This is a genomic window from Burkholderia stagnalis, assembly GCF_039848545.1.
In the GTDB taxonomy this organism is placed as follows: domain Bacteria; phylum Pseudomonadota; class Gammaproteobacteria; order Burkholderiales; family Burkholderiaceae; genus Burkholderia; species Burkholderia stagnalis.
In genome coordinates, this window is the sequence record NZ_CP156686.1 from 1,923,473 (window position 1) to 1,939,010 (window position 15,538).

Genomic DNA, 15,538 nt, shown 5'->3' on the forward strand with positions numbered 1-15,538 from the left:
TGGCAGGGAAAGATTACTGAGTATAGCAGAGCCTTTGCACAAAGGGCACTACCGCGTCAAGCGCCGCGTGCAAACTCCGCGGCCGCCTGCCCGGCCGCCACGCCGGACGCCCACGCCCACTGGAAGTTGTAGCCGCCCAGCCAGCCGGTCACGTCCATCGCCTCGCCGACGAAGAACAGGCCCGGCACGCGCGCACTCATCATCGTCGCCGACGATAGCTCTCGGGTATCCACGCCGCCGCGCGTGACTTCCGCCTTCTTGTAGCCCTCGGTGCCGTTCGGCGTCAGCGTCCAGCCGGCCAGCGCCTCGCCGACCTGGCGCAGCGCCTTGTCCGGCAGATCGGCCAGCCGCGCGTCGGCGGCCACGCGATGCGTGTCGAGCCAGACGTGGGCCAGCCGCGACGGCACCCACTCCGCGAGCAGCGAGCCGACCTGGCGCTTCGACTCACGCTTGGCCTCGAGCAGGTCGGCCACCGCGTCGCGCTGCGGCAGCAGGTCGACGCGAATCGGCTCGCCGGGCTGCCAGTAGCTCGAAATCTGCAGGATGCCGGGCCCCGACAGCCCACGGTGCGTGAGCAGCAGATCCTCGACGAATTCGCCGCCGCGCTTCTTGTCGCCGGTCGACACGCGCACCTCGAGCGACACGCCGGACAGCGCCGCGAACGGCGCCCAGTCATGCGGCGCGAACGTGAGCGGCACGAGCGCGGGCCGCGTATCGACGAGCTTGTGGCCGAACTGTTTCGCGAGCCGGTAGCCGAAGTCGGTCGCGCCGATCTTCGGGATCGACAGGCCGCCGGTGGCGACGATCAGCGCGCGCGCGGCAATCTGGCCCGCCTGCGTATCGAGCGTGAAGCCGTCGGCCGGCGCGTGGCGCACCGCGTCGACGACGACCGGCCGGCGCCACGCGATGCCGCCCGCGTCGCACTCGTCCTTCAGCATGTCGATGACCGCGTCGCTGCCGTGGTCGCAGAACAGCTGGCCCTTGTGCTTTTCGTGCCAGGTCACGCGATGGCGCTTGAGGAGCGCGAGAAAGTCGCGCGGCGTATAGCGCGCGAGCGCCGAGCGGGCGAAATGCGGGTTGGCCGACAGGTAGTTGTCCGGGCCGGCGTACAGGTTCGTGAAGTTGCAGCGGCCGCCGCCCGAGATGCGGATCTTCTCGGCGAGGCGCGGCGCGTGGTCGACCAGCACGACCCGGCGGCCGAGCTGGCCGGCGACCGCCGCGCTCATCATGCCGGCGGCCCCCGCGCCGATCACGGCGATGTCATAGGTTTCCATGGCGCGGATTGTACCGCCCCGCACCGCCGCCAGCGGCCGGAAGCGCGTGCCTGCTATACTTTTCGGTTACGTTGACATTCCGGCGCAGCCCGCAACGCGGCACGCCCCGCCCCATACCATGCTCGTTCTCGGCATCGAAAGCTCCTGTGACGAAACCGGCCTCGCGCTCTACGACACGCAGCGCGGGCTGCTCGCGCACGCGCTCCACTCGCAGATCGCCATGCACCGCGACTACGGCGGCGTCGTGCCCGAGCTCGCATCGCGCGACCACATCCGCCGCGCGCTGCCGCTGCTCGAGGAAGTGATCGCACAGAGCGGCGCGCGGCGCGAGGACATCGACGCCATCGCGTTCACGCAGGGCCCGGGGCTCGCCGGCGCGCTGCTCGTCGGCGCGAGCATCGCGAACGCGCTCGCGCTTGCCTGGAACAAGCCGACCGTCGGCATCCACCACCTCGAGGGCCACCTGCTGTCGCCGCTGCTCGTCGCGGAACCGCCGCCGTTCCCGTTCGTCGCGCTGCTCGTGTCGGGCGGCCATACGCAGCTGATGCGCGTGACCGATGTCGGCGTGTACGAGACGCTCGGCGAAACACTCGACGACGCGGCCGGCGAAGCGTTCGACAAGACCGCGAAGCTGATCGGCCTCGGCTACCCGGGCGGCCCGGAAGTGTCGAAGCTCGCGGAAACCGGCACGCCGGGCGCCGTCGTGCTGCCGCGCCCGATGCTGCACTCCGGCGATCTCGACTTCAGCTTCAGCGGCCTGAAGACGGCCGTGCTGACGCAGATGAAGAAATTCGAGGCGGCGAAGCTGTCGGGCGACGCACTCGAACGCGCGAAGGCCGACCTCGCACGCGGCTTCGTCGACGCGGCCGTCGACGTGCTCGTCGCGAAATCGCTCGCGGCGCTGAAGAAGACCCGGCTCAAGCGCCTCGTGGTCGCGGGCGGCGTCGGCGCAAACCGCCAGCTGCGCGCCGCGCTGTCGGCCGCCGCGGCCAAGCGCGGCTTCGACGTGCACTACCCCGACCTCGCGCTCTGCACCGACAACGGCGCAATGATCGCGCTCGCGGGCGCATTGCGGCTCGCGCGCTGGCCCGAACAGGCGAACGCCGACTACGCGTTCACCGTGAAGCCGCGCTGGGATCTCGCGTCGCTCGCGCGCTGAGCCGGGCCGAACACCGCGCCGCGCATCACGCGCGGCGCTGCAAGTTGCCAGCAAACAAAAGGCCGCTCGAGCGGCCTTTTTGCTGATACGAGGACGTGCGCTGCGTTACGCGGCGTGCCGCTTGTCGCGCTCGATCAGCGCATACGCGCTGTGATTGTGGATCGACTCGAAGTTCTCGGCCTCGAGCACGTAGGCCACGATGCGCTCGTCGCGATCGAGCCGCTGAGCAACGTCGCGCACCAGATCCTCGACGAACTTCGGATTCTCGTATGCGCGCTCGGTAACGAATTTCTCGTCCGGGCGCTTCAGCAGGCCCCACAGCTCGCAGGACGCCTCTTCCTCGGCCATCCGGATCAGCGCCTCGACCGGCACGTCCGCCGCCAGTTCGGCATCGATCGTCACGTGCGAGCGCTGGTTGTGCGCACCGTACTGCGAGATCTTCTTCGAGCACGGGCACAGGCTCGTGACCGGCACCAGCACCTTCATGAACAGGCGCGTCGCACCGCCGCGGGTGTCGCCCGCGAGCGTTACTTCGTAGTCCAGCAGACTCTGCACGCCCGACACGGGCGCCGTCTTGTTCACGAAATACGGGAACGTGACCTCGATGCGGCCCGCCTCGGCCTCGAGCTTCTCGAGCATCGCCGCGAGCATCGCGCGGAACCGCTCGGTCGTCAGTGGCGCGCGGTGCTCTTCGAGCAGCGCGACGAAACGCGACATGTGCGTGCCCTTCTGGTCGGCCGGCAGATGGACGTCGAGGTTCCAGACACCGACCGTCGGCTGCACGTCGCCGCTTTCGGTGCGCACCGTCAACGGATGCCGGACCGCCTTCACGCCCACGCGCTGAATCGGAATCTGACGGGTATCCACCGTGCTCTGCACGTCGGGCATCACGAAGGCGGGATTCATCTGGTTCATCTTGTTCAATCCTTGTAAGCCGCGCGTTCGACGACGCGCGCGCCGCGTCATGCGGCAGCCGGAAAAGCAACATGGGCCCGCAGGCCCATGTTTTCCGCATCAATGAAGACCGGTTTCGCCAGTCGCAGCCGCGCCGCCCGGAGGCGGCGCCGGCTTACGCGACGCGCTTGGCCTGACCGGCGACGTCGGCCGCCGGATTCAGGAAGCGTTCGCGAATCGATTTCGCGATGCCCGCGCCGTCGAGGCCGCATTGCGACAGCAGCTTCGCGGGATCACCGTGATCGATGAACTGGTCAGGGAGGCCCAATTGTAGTACGGGTCGGATAACCCCACTCTCCATCAGGGCTTCCACGCAGGCCGAGCCCGCGCCGCCCATCACGCAGCCTTCCTCGGCCGTGACGATGAAGTCGTGCGTTTCGGCGAGCTCGCGCACGAGCGCCGCGTCGACCGGCTTCACGAAGCGCATGTTCGCGACGGTCGCATCGAGTTCCTCGGCCGCAGCCAGCGACGGCGCAACCATCGTGCCGAATGCGAGGATCGCGACCCGCTTGCCTTCCGGCTGCGACGTGCGGCGACGCACCTCGCCCTTGCCCAGCGGAATCTCGGTGAATTCCTTCACCGTCGGCACGCCGGTGCCCGCGCCGCGCGGATAGCGCACCGCGGTCGGGTTCGGCTGCATCAGCGCGGTGTGCAGCATCTGGCGGCATTCGTCCTCGTCGGACGCCGCCATGATCGTCATGTTCGGGATACAGCGCATGAACGACAGATCGTACGCGCCCGCGTGCGTCGCACCGTCGGCGCCGACGAGGCCCGCGCGGTCGATCGCGAACACGACCGGCAGGTTCTGCAGCGCGACGTCGTGGATCAGCTGGTCGTATGCGCGCTGCAGGAACGTCGAGTAGATCGCGACGACCGGCTTCAGGCCTTCGGTCGCGAGACCGCCCGCGAACGTCACCGCGTGCTGCTCGGCGATGCCGACGTCGTAATAGCGATCCTTGAAGCGCTTCTCGAATTCGACCATGCCCGAGCCTTCGCGCATCGCGGGCGTGATGCCGACCACGCGCGAATCGCGTTCCGCCTCGTCGCACAGCCATTCGCCGAACACTTGCGTGTAGGTCTTCTTCGCCGGGGTGGACGACGGCTTGATGCCCTCGGCCGGATTGAACTTGCCCGGGCCGTGGTAGAGCACCGGATCGGCCTCGGCGAGCTTGTAGCCCTGGCCTTTCTTCGTCACCACGTGCAGGAACTGCGGGCCACGCAGCTCCTTGATGTTCTGCAGGGTCGGGATCAGCGAATCGAGATCGTGACCGTCGATCGGGCCGATGTAGTTGAAGCCGAACTCCTCGAACAGCGTGGCCGGCACGACCATGCCCTTCGCGTGCTCCTCGAGCTTGCGCGCGAGTTCGAGCACCGGCGGCGCAACGCTCAGCACACGCTCGACGCCCGCGCGCGCGGCCGCGTAGAAGCGGCCCGACATCAGGCGCGCGAGATGGCGGTTCAGCGCGCCGACCGGCGGCGAGATCGACATGTCGTTGTCGTTGAGGATCACGAGCAGCTTCGCGTCCTCGGACACGCCGGCGTTGTTCATCGCTTCGAACGCCATGCCGGCCGTCATCGCGCCATCGCCGATCACCGCGATCGAGAAGCGGTCGTCGCCGTTCAGCTGGCTGCCGATGGCCATGCCGAGCGCGGCCGAGATCGACGTGCTCGAATGCGCGGTACCGAACGTGTCGTACTCCGATTCGGAGCGGCGCGGAAAGCCCGAGATGCCGTCGTACTGACGCAGCGTGTGCATCTGGTCGCGGCGGCCCGTCAGGATCTTGTGCGGATAGGTCTGGTGGCCCACGTCCCAGACGATGCGGTCGTTCGGCGTGTTGAACACGTAGTGCAACGCGATCGTCAGCTCGACCGTCCCGAGGTTGGACGACAAATGGCCGCCCGTCTTCGACACGCTGTCGAGCACGAACGAACGCAGCTCGTCGGCGAGCGGTTGCAGTTGGCGACGATCAAGGCGGCGCAGATCGGCCGGATCGTCGATAGTTTTCAGCAAGTCGTACATCGTCGTTCCATTGTAGGAAATCAAACGCGCCCGCATTCTGTTGCACGCACCGTAGCGTGTGCGCGGCGGCGGGCTTTCGCGTCAGCTGACCCGGTTCACCACCAGGTCGGCAAGTTCGGCGAGACGCTGGGCGCGCGCGCCGAAGGGTTGCAGCGCAGCGTGCGCATCGGCGCGCAGCTGGGCGGCCAGTTCGCGCGACGCGTCGAGGCCGAGGATCGACACGTAGGTCGGCTTGTCGTTCGCCGCGTCCTTGCCGGCCGTCTTGCCGAGCGTCGCCGAATCGGTCGTCACGTCGAGAATGTCGTCGACGACCTGGAAGGCCAGGCCCACCGCGCCCGCATAAACGTCGAGCGCGGCCATCGTGTCCGCGGACGGCGTCTCGCCCGCCAGCGCGCCCATGCGCACGGCGGCGCGCAGCAGCGCCCCCGTCTTCATCCGGTGCATCGTCTCGAGCTGCTCGCGCGTCAGCTTCAGGCCGACGCTCGCCAGATCGATCGCCTGCCCGCCGGCCATGCCGATCGAGCCGCTCGCCAGCGCCAGTTCGCGCACGAGCGCGGCCTGCTGCACCGGCGCCAGCGCGGCGGAATCCGTCAGCGCGACGAACGCCTGCGACTGCAGCGCGTCGCCGACCAGCAGCGCGGTCGGCTCGTCGTACTGCACGTGCACGGTCGGCTTGCCGCGCCGCAGCGCGTCGTCATCCATGCACGGCATGTCGTCATGCACGAGCGAATAGACGTGGATCATCTCCAGCGCCGCCGCCGCCGCATTGCGTGCCGCCTCCGTCGCGCCGGTCAGTTCGCCCGCTGCATGGCACAGCAGCGGGCGCACGCGCTTGCCGCCCCCGAGGACTGCGTAGCGCATCGCTTCGTGGAGTTGCGTGGGCACCACAGTTTCGGCCGGCAGGTAGTGGCCGAGTGCATCCTCGACGCGGTCAAGCACAGACCGCATCCATTGTTCGAATGTCATAGATCGTCGTCTTCGCCGTCCGTGGCGGCCGCGCCGGCCGAAAGCGGCTTCAGGGTCGCGCCGTCGAGCACGCGCACCTGCTGCTCCACTTTCTCGAGCTGCTGTTGGCAAAACGCAACGAGTGCCGCCCCACGGCGGTATGCCGCGAGCGAATCCTCGAGGCTCAGCGCGCCGCCCTCCATCCGGGCAACCAGCGCCTCGAGCTCCGCGAGCGCCATCTCGTAATTGTCCGGCAACGCTTCGGCGCCATTGCCGGGCGGCGTGGCGCCTGGGGATGCGGTTTTCGCCATGGACGAGGTGTCAAATTTCAAAACAAGTCGGACATTCTACGGCAAAAGAGAAATTTCCGACCTGCCGACTTGGTGCGCCAGACGCACGCTCCGGCCCCACCTGTGACGCACATTGTGCGCCCGCGAGGCCTCGGCGCACAAAAAATTGACACAAATCAGGCACTTAATACTGGCCTCGCCGAGGGAACCGGGTATAATTCTCCGTTTCCCTAAATCGATTTTTCGATGGTTGGGTTGTTCACTGCTTTCACGCTATCACCGGGAGTGGGAATGTCCAATCTGAGCGATGCGCTTCAGTTGAAGTCGGCTCACAGCCAGCTTCCAGTCACTGCATACTTCGATGAGGCGCTGCTAGCGCGCGAAATCGAAACACTCTTCAAGAAAGGACCTCGCTACGTCGGGCACGAATTGATGGTGCCCGAGGCGGGGGATTATTTCGCGTTGCCGTCCGAGCAGGAAGGCCGCGTGCTGGTGCGCAACCCGGCGAACCAGATCGAACTGCTGTCGAACGTGTGCCGTCACCGGCAGGCGATCATGCTGAACGGGCGCGGCCACACGCAGAACATCGTGTGCCCGCTGCACCGCTGGACGTACGATCTGGAAGGCCAGCTGCTCGGCGCGCCGCACTTCCCCGACAAGCCCTGCCTGAACCTCGGCAAATCCCCGCTGCAGAACTGGCAGGGGCTGCTGTTCGAGGCGGCAGGCCGCAATGTCGCGCGCGATCTCGCGAACCTGGGCACGAAGCACCACTTCGATTTCTCCGAGTACCAGTTCGATCACGTCGAAGTCCACGAGTGCGACTACAACTGGAAGACGTTCATCGAGGTCTACCTCGAGGATTACCACGTCGTCCCGTTCCACCCGGGCCTCGGCAACTTCGTGTCCTGCGACGATCTCAAGTGGGAGTTCGGCGACTGGTACAGCGTACAGACGGTCGGCGTGCACAACGCGCTCGCGAAGCCGGGCAGCGCGACCTACCAGAAGTGGCACGAGCAGGTGCTGAAGTTCCGCAACGGCGTGCCGCCGGAGTTCGGCGCGATCTGGATGGTCTACTACCCTGGCCTGATGATCGAGTGGTATCCGCACGTACTGGTCGTGTCATGGCTGATTCCGCGCGGGCCGCAGAAGACGACCAACATCGTCGAGTTCTATTATCCTGAGGAAATCGCGCTGTTCGAGCGCGATTTCGTCGAGGCGGAACGCGCCGCATACATGGAAACAGCCATCGAGGACGACGAGATCGCGATGCGCATGGACGCCGGCCGCCGCGCGCTGATGGATCGCGGCGAATCGCAGGTCGGCCCGTACCAGAGCCCGATGGAAGACGGCATGCAGCACTTCCACGAGTTCCTGCGCCGCCACCTGGGCGACCTTTGACGCCGGCATGCGCTTTCGGCATCACGATGCATGAGGAAAAGACGGGCTTCGGCCCGTCTTTTTTTGTTTAGACTTAGACCATCAGGCCGTTTGCTCAATCAGGAGCCGTCATGCCACATACTCATTACACCACGCTCATCTCCGCGGCCAACCTTGCCGAGCGCCTCGCCGCCGCGCCCGCCAGCGTCGTCGTGTTCGACTGCCGCTTCGATCTCGCCGATACGGGCGCGGGCGAAGCGGCGTATGCGGCCGGGCACATTCCGGGCGCGCAGTACCTGCATCTCGACCGCGACCTGTCGGGCCGCAAGACCGGCACCAACGGCCGTCACCCGCTGCCGTCGCGCGACGCGCTCGTCGCGACGCTCGCCGATCGCGGGCTCAGGCAGGGCCAGCAGGCCGTCGCGTATGACGCGCAAGGCGGCGCGTATGCAGCGCGGCTATGGTGGCTGCTGCGCTGGCTCGGGCACGATTCGATCGCCGTGCTCGACGGCGGCCTGCAGGCATGGGAAGCGGCCGGACAGCCGCTGACGATCGAGACGCAGCACCCTTCGCGCGGCGACTTCCGCGCGCAGGCGCCGCTCGAATCGACCGTCGACGCGCAGGCCGTGCTCGCGAACCTCACGGCCCGCACGCGTACCGTGATCGACGCGCGTGCCGCCGATCGCTATCGCGGCGAAAACGAGACGATCGATCCGGTGGGCGGGCACATCCCCGGCGCGCTCAACCGTTTCTTCAAGGACAACCTGGGCGCCGACGGCCGCTTCAAGACCGGCCATGAACTGCGCGAGACGTTCTCGACGCTGCTGGCCGGCACCGAGCCGAATCGCGTGATCCTGCAGTGCGGCTCCGGCGTGACCGCGTGCCACAACGCCCTTGCGATGGAGATCGCGGGGCTGCACGGCGCATCGCTCTACCCCGGCTCGTGGAGCGAGTGGTGCGCCGATCCGTCGCGACCGGTCGCCACCGGCCCCAACCCGTAAGCGTCCGTCACCCGCGCGGCGGCGTCACGCGCCGCCGCGCCGCTCACATCACGCCGTAGCGATGGAACCACGCGAGCGCGCGCTTCCAGCTATCCTCGGCATCCCCCTTCACGTAGCTCGGGCGGTAATCGGCGAAGAACGCGTGGCCTGCATCGTCGTAGACGACGATCTGCGATTCGCGCGCCAGCTTCGAGTCGCTCTTCGCGATGCGCTCGCGCATGGCCGCGAGCGACGCCTGCGTGATGTTCGCGTCCTTCGCACCATACAGGCCGAGCACCGGCACCTTCAGCGTGTCGGCGTGGTCGACGGGGTTGAACGGTGTCATCTCGTCGGTCGTGCCCTCGACGAACCCGTACCATGCGACTGCCGCACGCACGTGCGGGTTGTGCTCCGCATACAGCCACGACTGGCGCCCGCCCCAGCAGAAGCCGACCACACCGAGACGGCTCAGGTCGCCGCCGTTCTTGCCGGCCCACGCAACCGTTGCATCGAGATCCTCGGAAACCTGCCGATCCGGCACCTTGCTGACCACGTTCGCGACCAGATCCTGGATCGTCTGATACTTCGACACGTCGCCCTGCCGCGCGAACAGGTCGGGGGCGATCGCCAGATAGCCGAGCTTCGCGAAGCGGCGGCAGATGTCGGCGATGTGCGCGTGCACGGCGAAGATCTCGTGAATCACGATCACCACCGGCAGATTGGTCTTGTCCTTCGGTTGCGCGCGATAAGCCGGTACGCTCGCGTCGCCCGAGCGGATCTCGACGGTGTCGACGTCCAGCCCGGCGCTGTCGGTCGCGATCGTCTGTGCCGACACGGGCAGCACAGCGGCCGCGAAGGTGCTGCCCAACGCGGCCTGCATGAACTTGCGGCGCGAGAACGGAACATGGGGAACCAGGCTGTCGACTTCGGGTTTCAACATGAATGCACTCCTCGATTGAGCGTCGCTTGCGGTGCGCGGCGCTGATGTTGCGGACGGTAGGCACGCCGCCGCAAGCGGTAACCCGCACACGATGCACAATAATCCGCCCGCGCGTCAACCATGTGCGCGCGCAACCACGAAGATTCGCTGGCCCGGCGCGTGCCGCCAGCACTCGGCCGGCGCCCGCTGCGGTGCACCCGCCCGAAATGCAACGGGCGGGGAATCCGCTCGTCGCGCATTCCCCGCCCGCCTTGAGTGCGTGTTCGCGCCGTCAGTGCAGCTTCACGCGCGGCAGCGTCGTGCGCCGCAGCCAGTGCGCGACGGTGTCGAGCACCATCCGCGGATAGCCGTGCAGCGCCGCGACGTGCAGCCGGTACAGCGACATGTACATGAAGCGCGCGAACAGGCCTTCGATCAGCATGCTGCCGCCGATCAGCCCGCCCATCAGGTTGCCCACCGCGCTGAAGTGGCCGAGCGACACGAGCGAACCGAGATCGCGATACGTGAACTCGGGCAGCGGCTGACCGTCCAGCCTGCACGCGAGCGCCTTCAGCAGGAAATTCGCCTGCTGGTGCGCGGCCTGCGCGCGCGGCGGCACGTTGCGCTCGTTGCCGGGCCACGCGCATGCCGCACAGTCGCCGAGTGCGAATACGTTGTCGTCGTTGACCGTCTGCAACGTGCGGCGCACGTCGAGCTGGCCGAGCTTGTTGACATCGAGGCCGTCGAGCTTTGCGAGCACGGACGGCGCCTTGATGCCGGCCGCCCAGACGGTCAGGTCGGCGCGCACCGCCTTGCCGCTCGCGGTGCGGACCACGCCCGGCGCCACCTCGGTCACGCGCTCGCCGAGCAGCAGCCGCACGCCGAGCTTCTCGAGCAGCTCGGCCGTCGCGGACGACACGCGCTCCTGCAGCGCCGGCAGAATGCGCGGGCCGGACTCGATCAGCACGATGCCGACGTCGTGCCGCGGGTCGAGCTTGTGCAGGCCGTAGGCCGACAGCACCTGCGCGGTATTGCGAAGTTCTGCGGACAGCTCGACGCCGGTCGCGCCGCCGCCGACGATCGCCACCTGGATGCGCGGCTCGCCCGCTGCCGATGCATCCGCCGGCGCGGGGTTCTGGTGCTCGGCGCGCATGCACGCGGCGATCAGCCGCTTGCGGAAGCGCTCGGCCTCCGCGACGGTATCGAGCGCGATCGCGTTTTCCTGCGCACCCTGCACGCCGAAGAAATGCGTCGTGCTGCCGATCGCGATCACCAGCGTGTCGTAGTCGAGCGTGCGCTCCGGCAGCAGCTCCGCGCCGTCGCTGTCGTTGACGGGCGACAGCGTGATCCGCTTCGCGGCACGGTCGAGGGCCGTCAGTTCGCCCTGCTGAAATTCGAAGCCGTGCCAGCGCGCCTGCGCGGCATATTCGAGTTCCTGCGTGAACGGATCCATGCTGCCGGCGGCAACCTCATGCAGCAGCGGTTTCCAGATATGCGTCGGATTGCGGTCGACGAGCGTGACGAGTGCACGCGCCGGACGCTTGCCGCGCGCGCCGTATCGATCGCCGAGCCGTGTCGCCAACTCCAGGCCGCCCGCGCCCCCGCCTACGATGATGATCCGATGCATCTGATACCCCCTTGCGATTCAAAACTGGCTGCAGCCGCGCGATAGGTCGCGCAGCCGCGCACTTCGTGGCGAACCAGTTCGAACATCATCGATGCGTAGTTCGAACGACATCGATGAGTCCGCCCCCGGAGCAGCGAAGCGCGCCGCGCTTCGCCATCAATACATGCCATGTGTGACATGCATTGTCCGGGAGCTTGCACCTTGACGACAAGCAAACCCTGTCGATAAGTGACATCGCTGCAACAATATGTCGCAGGTCACAAGGGGCGCGTATCGGCGCCGGTCAGTGAGCCTCTTCCCAGTTCGCGCCCGCACCGACCTCGGCGACGAGCGGCACCTTCAGCTTCGCGACGCCGCACATCATTTCCGGCAGCTTTTCGCGCACGCGCGGCAGCTCGGCGTCGGGCACCTCGAGCACCAGTTCGTCGTGCACCTGCATGATCATCCGCGACGCAAGGCCGTCGCGCGTCAGCCATTCGTCCACCGCGATCATCGACAGCTTGATCAGGTCGGCCGCGGTGCCCTGCATCGGTGCATTGATCGCCGCGCGTTCCGCCGCCTGGCGGCGCGGGCCGTTGCCGCCGTTGATTTCCGGCAGCCACAGGCGGCGGCCGAAAACGGTTTCGACGTAGCCCTTCTCCTTCGCGGCCGCGCGCGTGTCTTCCATGTACTGCGCGACGCCCGGGTAGCGCGCGAAATACCGGTCGATGTACAGCTTCGCCGCATCGCGCGTGATGCCGAGGTTCGATGCGAGGCCGAACGCGCTCATCCCGTAGATCAGCCCGAAGTTGATCACCTTCGCGATCCGGCGCTGGTCGGCATTGACCTCCAGCGGCGTCACGCCGAACACCTCGGCGGCCGTCGCGCGATGAATGTCCTCGCCTTGCGAGAACGCGCGCAGCAGCGACGCGTCGCCCGAAATGTGCGCCATGATCCGCAGTTCGATCTGCGAATAATCGGCCGACATGATGCGGTGGCCGGGCGGTGCGATGAACGCCTCGCGGATCCGCCGGCCTTCGGCCGTGCGCACCGGAATGTTCTGAAGATTGGGGTCGTTCGACGCCAGGCGGCCCGTCACCGCGACGGCCTGCGCATAGTTCGTGTGCACGCGGCCGGTTTCCGGGTTCACCATCCGCGGCAGCTTGTCGGTATAGGTCGATTTCAGCTTCGACAGCCCGCGATGCTCGAGCAGCAGCTTCGGCAGCGGGTAGTCCTCGGCCAGCTTCTGCAGCACCTCCTCGTCGGTCGACGGCGCGCCGCTCGGCGTCTTCTTGACGACCGGCAGCTGCAGCTTCTCGAAGAAGATCTGGCCGATCTGCTTCGGTGATCCGAGGTTGAACTCGCCGCCGGCCAGCTCGTACGCCTGCGCTTCGAGATCGACGAGCCGCCTCGCGATCTCGCTGCTCTGCGCTTCCAGGCGCGCGTCGTCGATCAGCACGCCCGTGCGCTCCATCTTGCGCAGCACGCGCGACACCGGCATCTCGATCTCGCGATACACGCGCTCGAGGCCCGGCTCGCGCGCAACCTGCGGATACAGCGCGTGATGGAGCTGCAGCGTGACGTCCGCATCTTCGGCCGCGTATTCGGCGGCCTGCGCGAGCGCGACTTCGTCGAAGCCGATCTGCTTCGCGCCCTTGCCCGCCACGTCTTCGTACTTGATCGTCTTGACGCCCAGATGACGCAGCGCGAGGCTGTCCATGTCATGTGTGCGATGCGATTCGAGCACGTACGATTCGAGCAGCGTGTCGTGCTCGATGCCGTTCAGCTCGATCCCGTAGTTCGCGAGCACCTGCGCGTCGTATTTCAGGTGCTGGCCGACCTTCTTGCGGTCGGCCGATTCGAGCCACGGCTTGAGGCGCGCGAGCACCTCGTCGAGCGGCAGCTGCTCGGGCATGTCGGGGCCGCGATGCGCGACCGGCAGATAGGCGGCCTTGCCGGGCTCGACCGAGAACGACAGGCCGACGAGCCGCGCGGCCATCGGGTCGAGCGACGTCGTTTCCGTGTCGAACGCGGTCAGCGCGGCCGCGTGGATCTTCGCGAACCATGCATCGAACTGCGCCCAGGTCTGGATCGTGTCGTATTCGCGTGCGACGTTCGCTTCGACCACGGGCGCGGGCTCGCCGTCCGGCGCGTCGATGCCGTTGCCTTCGGCCGGCGCGCTGTCGATCTCGCGCAGCCACGTCTTGAAACCGTAGCGCGCGAAGATGTCGCGCAGCAGGTCGCGTGCCTCGCCGTCGGTCGCGAGCGTCGCCTCGATCGATTCGAGATGCGGCGCGAGATCGCATGCGGTCTCGACCGTCACGAGCTTGCGGCCGAGCGGCAGGAAGTCGAGCGCGCGGCGCAGGTTGTCGCCGACCACACCCTTGATCTCGCCCGCATGCGCGACGACGCCGTCGAGGCTGTCGTATTGCGTGAGCCACTTTACGGCCGTCTTCGGGCCGCACTTCTCGACGCCCGGCACGTTGTCGACCGTATCGCCGATCAGCGTCAGGTAGTCGACGATCCGCTCCGGCGGCACGCCGAACTTCGCGATCACGCCGTCGCGATCGAGCGTCTCGTTGGTCATCGTGTTGACGAGCGTGACGTGGTCGGTGACGAGCTGCGCGAGATCCTTGTCGCCCGTCGACACGACCACCTTCATCCCGTGCCGCTCGGCTTCGCGTGCGAGCGTGCCGATCACGTCGTCGGCCTCGACGCCTTCGACCATCAACAGCGGCCAGCCGAGCGCGCGCACCGCGCCGTGGATCGGCTCGACCTGCAATGCGAGATCGGGCGGCATCGAAGGCCGGTTTGCCTTATAGTCGGCATAGAGGTCGTCGCGGAACGTCTTGCCCTTTGCATCGAACACGCAAGCGCTATACTCTGCACTGACTTCCTTGCGCATACGGCGCAGCATGTTGATGATTCCGTAGAGCGCTCCGGTCGGCTCCCCGCCAGGGCCACGCAAATCAGGCATCGCATGGTAAGCCCGATACAGATAGCTCGAACCGTCAACCAATAGCAGGGTCTTACCTTCCAGATTTCGTTCTTCAGGCATTATGAACAAGAGAAAAGTGATTCCGAGTCTGCGTTCGCTCGCAGATCAAGAACGCGCGACGGCCAAGAAGGCGCGCGCATCGTGGCAGATGTTCACGATTATGGCAGAGTTTATCGAGGCGACCGAGTACCTGTCGGAGATCCGCCCTGCCGTCAGCATCTACGGTTCTGCCCGTCTCAAACCGGATACGCCGCACTACAAGCTCGCGGTACAGATCGCGCGCAAGCTGTCCGACGCCGGCTTCGCGGTGATCTCCGGCGGCGGCCCCGGCATCATGGAAGCCGCGAACAAGGGCGCGCACGCCGGCAAGGCGCCGTCGGTCGGCCTGAACATCGAGCTGCCGCACGAGCAGGCCGGCAACCACTACCAGGACATCTCGCTGCGCTTCCGCCACTTCTTCACGCGCAAGGTCACGTTCGTGAAGAACTCCGATGCGGTGATCGTGATGCCGGGCGGCTTCGGCACGCTCGACGAGCTGTCGGAAGTGCTCACGCTGATCCAGACGAAGAAGTCGCGCCTCGTGCCGATCATCCTCGTCGGCAGCACGTTCTGGCAGGGGTTGCTGCAGTGGTTCCGCGATCAGCTGATTCCGAACGGCCTCATCAATGCGGAAGACATGGACCTGATGCAGGTGATCGACGATCCCGACCAGGTGCTCGACGCAGTGCTCGCGTTCTATGAGGACCAAGGCGAGGAGGAAGGCGACGAATCGCATCCGCCGCGCCCGGAAGAGGACCGGATGTTCTATCTGTAAATGGCCCGGCCCGAGCCTCGCCACCGGGGCTCGCCGGACACACGCCGCCGGAACGCCGTGTCCGGCAGCGTGCAATTTGCTTCATTTTGTAACGCCACGCGAAACCGGCCGACTCGAGAACGTCAAATCCGGCGGCCGTTCGCCGCATGCTGCGCCACAGCAAATGCAGCATCGCGGCGCGCCATTGTCAAATCACCCCATC

At 66.9% G+C, this 15,538-nt stretch carries 12 protein-coding genes; 4 read left to right on the forward strand and 8 right to left on the reverse strand.

The annotated features are described in order from the left end of the window. Positions 1–56: 56 nt before the first annotated feature. On the reverse strand, positions 57–1,274 hold the full coding sequence (locus ABFO07_RS25280; protein WP_059565961.1) for an NAD(P)/FAD-dependent oxidoreductase: 1,218 nt from the start codon (positions 1,272–1,274) through the stop codon (positions 57–59). A 118-nt stretch (positions 1,275–1,392) separates the two neighbouring features. Here ABFO07_RS25280 and tsaD point away from each other — a divergent pair, with 118 nt between their 5' ends. Then, positions 1,393–2,433: a tRNA (adenosine(37)-N6)-threonylcarbamoyltransferase complex transferase subunit TsaD gene (gene tsaD, locus ABFO07_RS25285; protein WP_059565960.1), complete on the forward strand. Its 1,041-nt coding sequence runs from the start codon at positions 1,393–1,395 to the stop codon at positions 2,431–2,433. A gap of 105 nt (positions 2,434–2,538) precedes the next feature. On the opposite strand, the gene folE2 is transcribed toward tsaD, so the two are convergent. From folE2 to ABFO07_RS25305, 4 genes are all read right to left on the reverse strand, one after another. Further along, a complete protein-coding gene (gene folE2 / locus ABFO07_RS25290) occupies positions 2,539–3,348 on the reverse strand; it encodes a GTP cyclohydrolase FolE2 (protein ID WP_059808669.1) in 810 nt (269 codons plus the stop codon). A 154-nt stretch (positions 3,349–3,502) separates the two neighbouring features. After that, positions 3,503–5,407, reverse strand: coding sequence for a 1-deoxy-D-xylulose-5-phosphate synthase (gene dxs / locus ABFO07_RS25295; RefSeq protein WP_059565959.1), 1,905 nt, complete (start codon positions 5,405–5,407; stop codon positions 3,503–3,505). 81 nt (positions 5,408–5,488) lie between these two features. Next, a complete protein-coding gene (locus ABFO07_RS25300) occupies positions 5,489–6,373 on the reverse strand; it encodes a polyprenyl synthetase family protein (protein ID WP_059884342.1) in 885 nt (294 codons plus the stop codon). Next, complete coding sequence (locus tag ABFO07_RS25305; protein WP_059565957.1) at positions 6,370–6,663, reverse strand: exodeoxyribonuclease VII small subunit; 294 nt, start codon at positions 6,661–6,663, stop codon at positions 6,370–6,372. Before ABFO07_RS25305 ends, ABFO07_RS25300 begins: the two co-directional genes overlap by 4 nt. Before the next feature lie 270 nt (positions 6,664–6,933). Between ABFO07_RS25305 and ABFO07_RS25310 the strand changes: the two genes are divergently transcribed. After that, positions 6,934–8,040 carry an aromatic ring-hydroxylating oxygenase subunit alpha gene (locus ABFO07_RS25310; protein ID WP_347468755.1) on the forward strand — a complete coding sequence of 369 codons (1,107 nt, stop codon included), beginning with the start codon at positions 6,934–6,936 and terminating at the stop codon, positions 8,038–8,040. Between the two features lie 110 nt (positions 8,041–8,150). Then, a complete protein-coding gene (locus ABFO07_RS25315) occupies positions 8,151–9,020 on the forward strand; it encodes a sulfurtransferase (protein ID WP_059884344.1) in 870 nt (289 codons plus the stop codon). Positions 9,021–9,063: 43 nt separating this feature from the next. On the opposite strand, the gene ABFO07_RS25320 is transcribed toward ABFO07_RS25315, so the two are convergent. From ABFO07_RS25320 to polA, 3 genes are all read right to left on the reverse strand, one after another. After that, positions 9,064–9,939 (reverse strand): dienelactone hydrolase family protein, encoded by an 876-nt coding sequence (locus tag ABFO07_RS25320; protein ID WP_060013808.1) that lies wholly within the window; start codon positions 9,937–9,939, stop codon positions 9,064–9,066. Between the two features lie 271 nt (positions 9,940–10,210). Then, positions 10,211–11,545, reverse strand: coding sequence for an NAD(P)/FAD-dependent oxidoreductase (locus ABFO07_RS25325; protein ID WP_059565953.1), 1,335 nt, complete (start codon positions 11,543–11,545; stop codon positions 10,211–10,213). Positions 11,546–11,828: 283 nt separating this feature from the next. Continuing rightward, on the reverse strand, positions 11,829–14,582 hold the full coding sequence (gene polA, locus ABFO07_RS25330; protein ID WP_347468756.1) for a DNA polymerase I: 2,754 nt from the start codon (positions 14,580–14,582) through the stop codon (positions 11,829–11,831). 1 nt (position 14,583) lies between these two features. On the opposite strand from polA, the gene ABFO07_RS25335 reads away from it, so the two are divergent. Continuing rightward, positions 14,584–15,336: a TIGR00730 family Rossman fold protein gene (locus tag ABFO07_RS25335; RefSeq protein ID WP_059565951.1), complete on the forward strand. Its 753-nt coding sequence runs from the start codon at positions 14,584–14,586 to the stop codon at positions 15,334–15,336. The last annotated feature ends 202 nt before the right edge of the window (positions 15,337–15,538 follow it).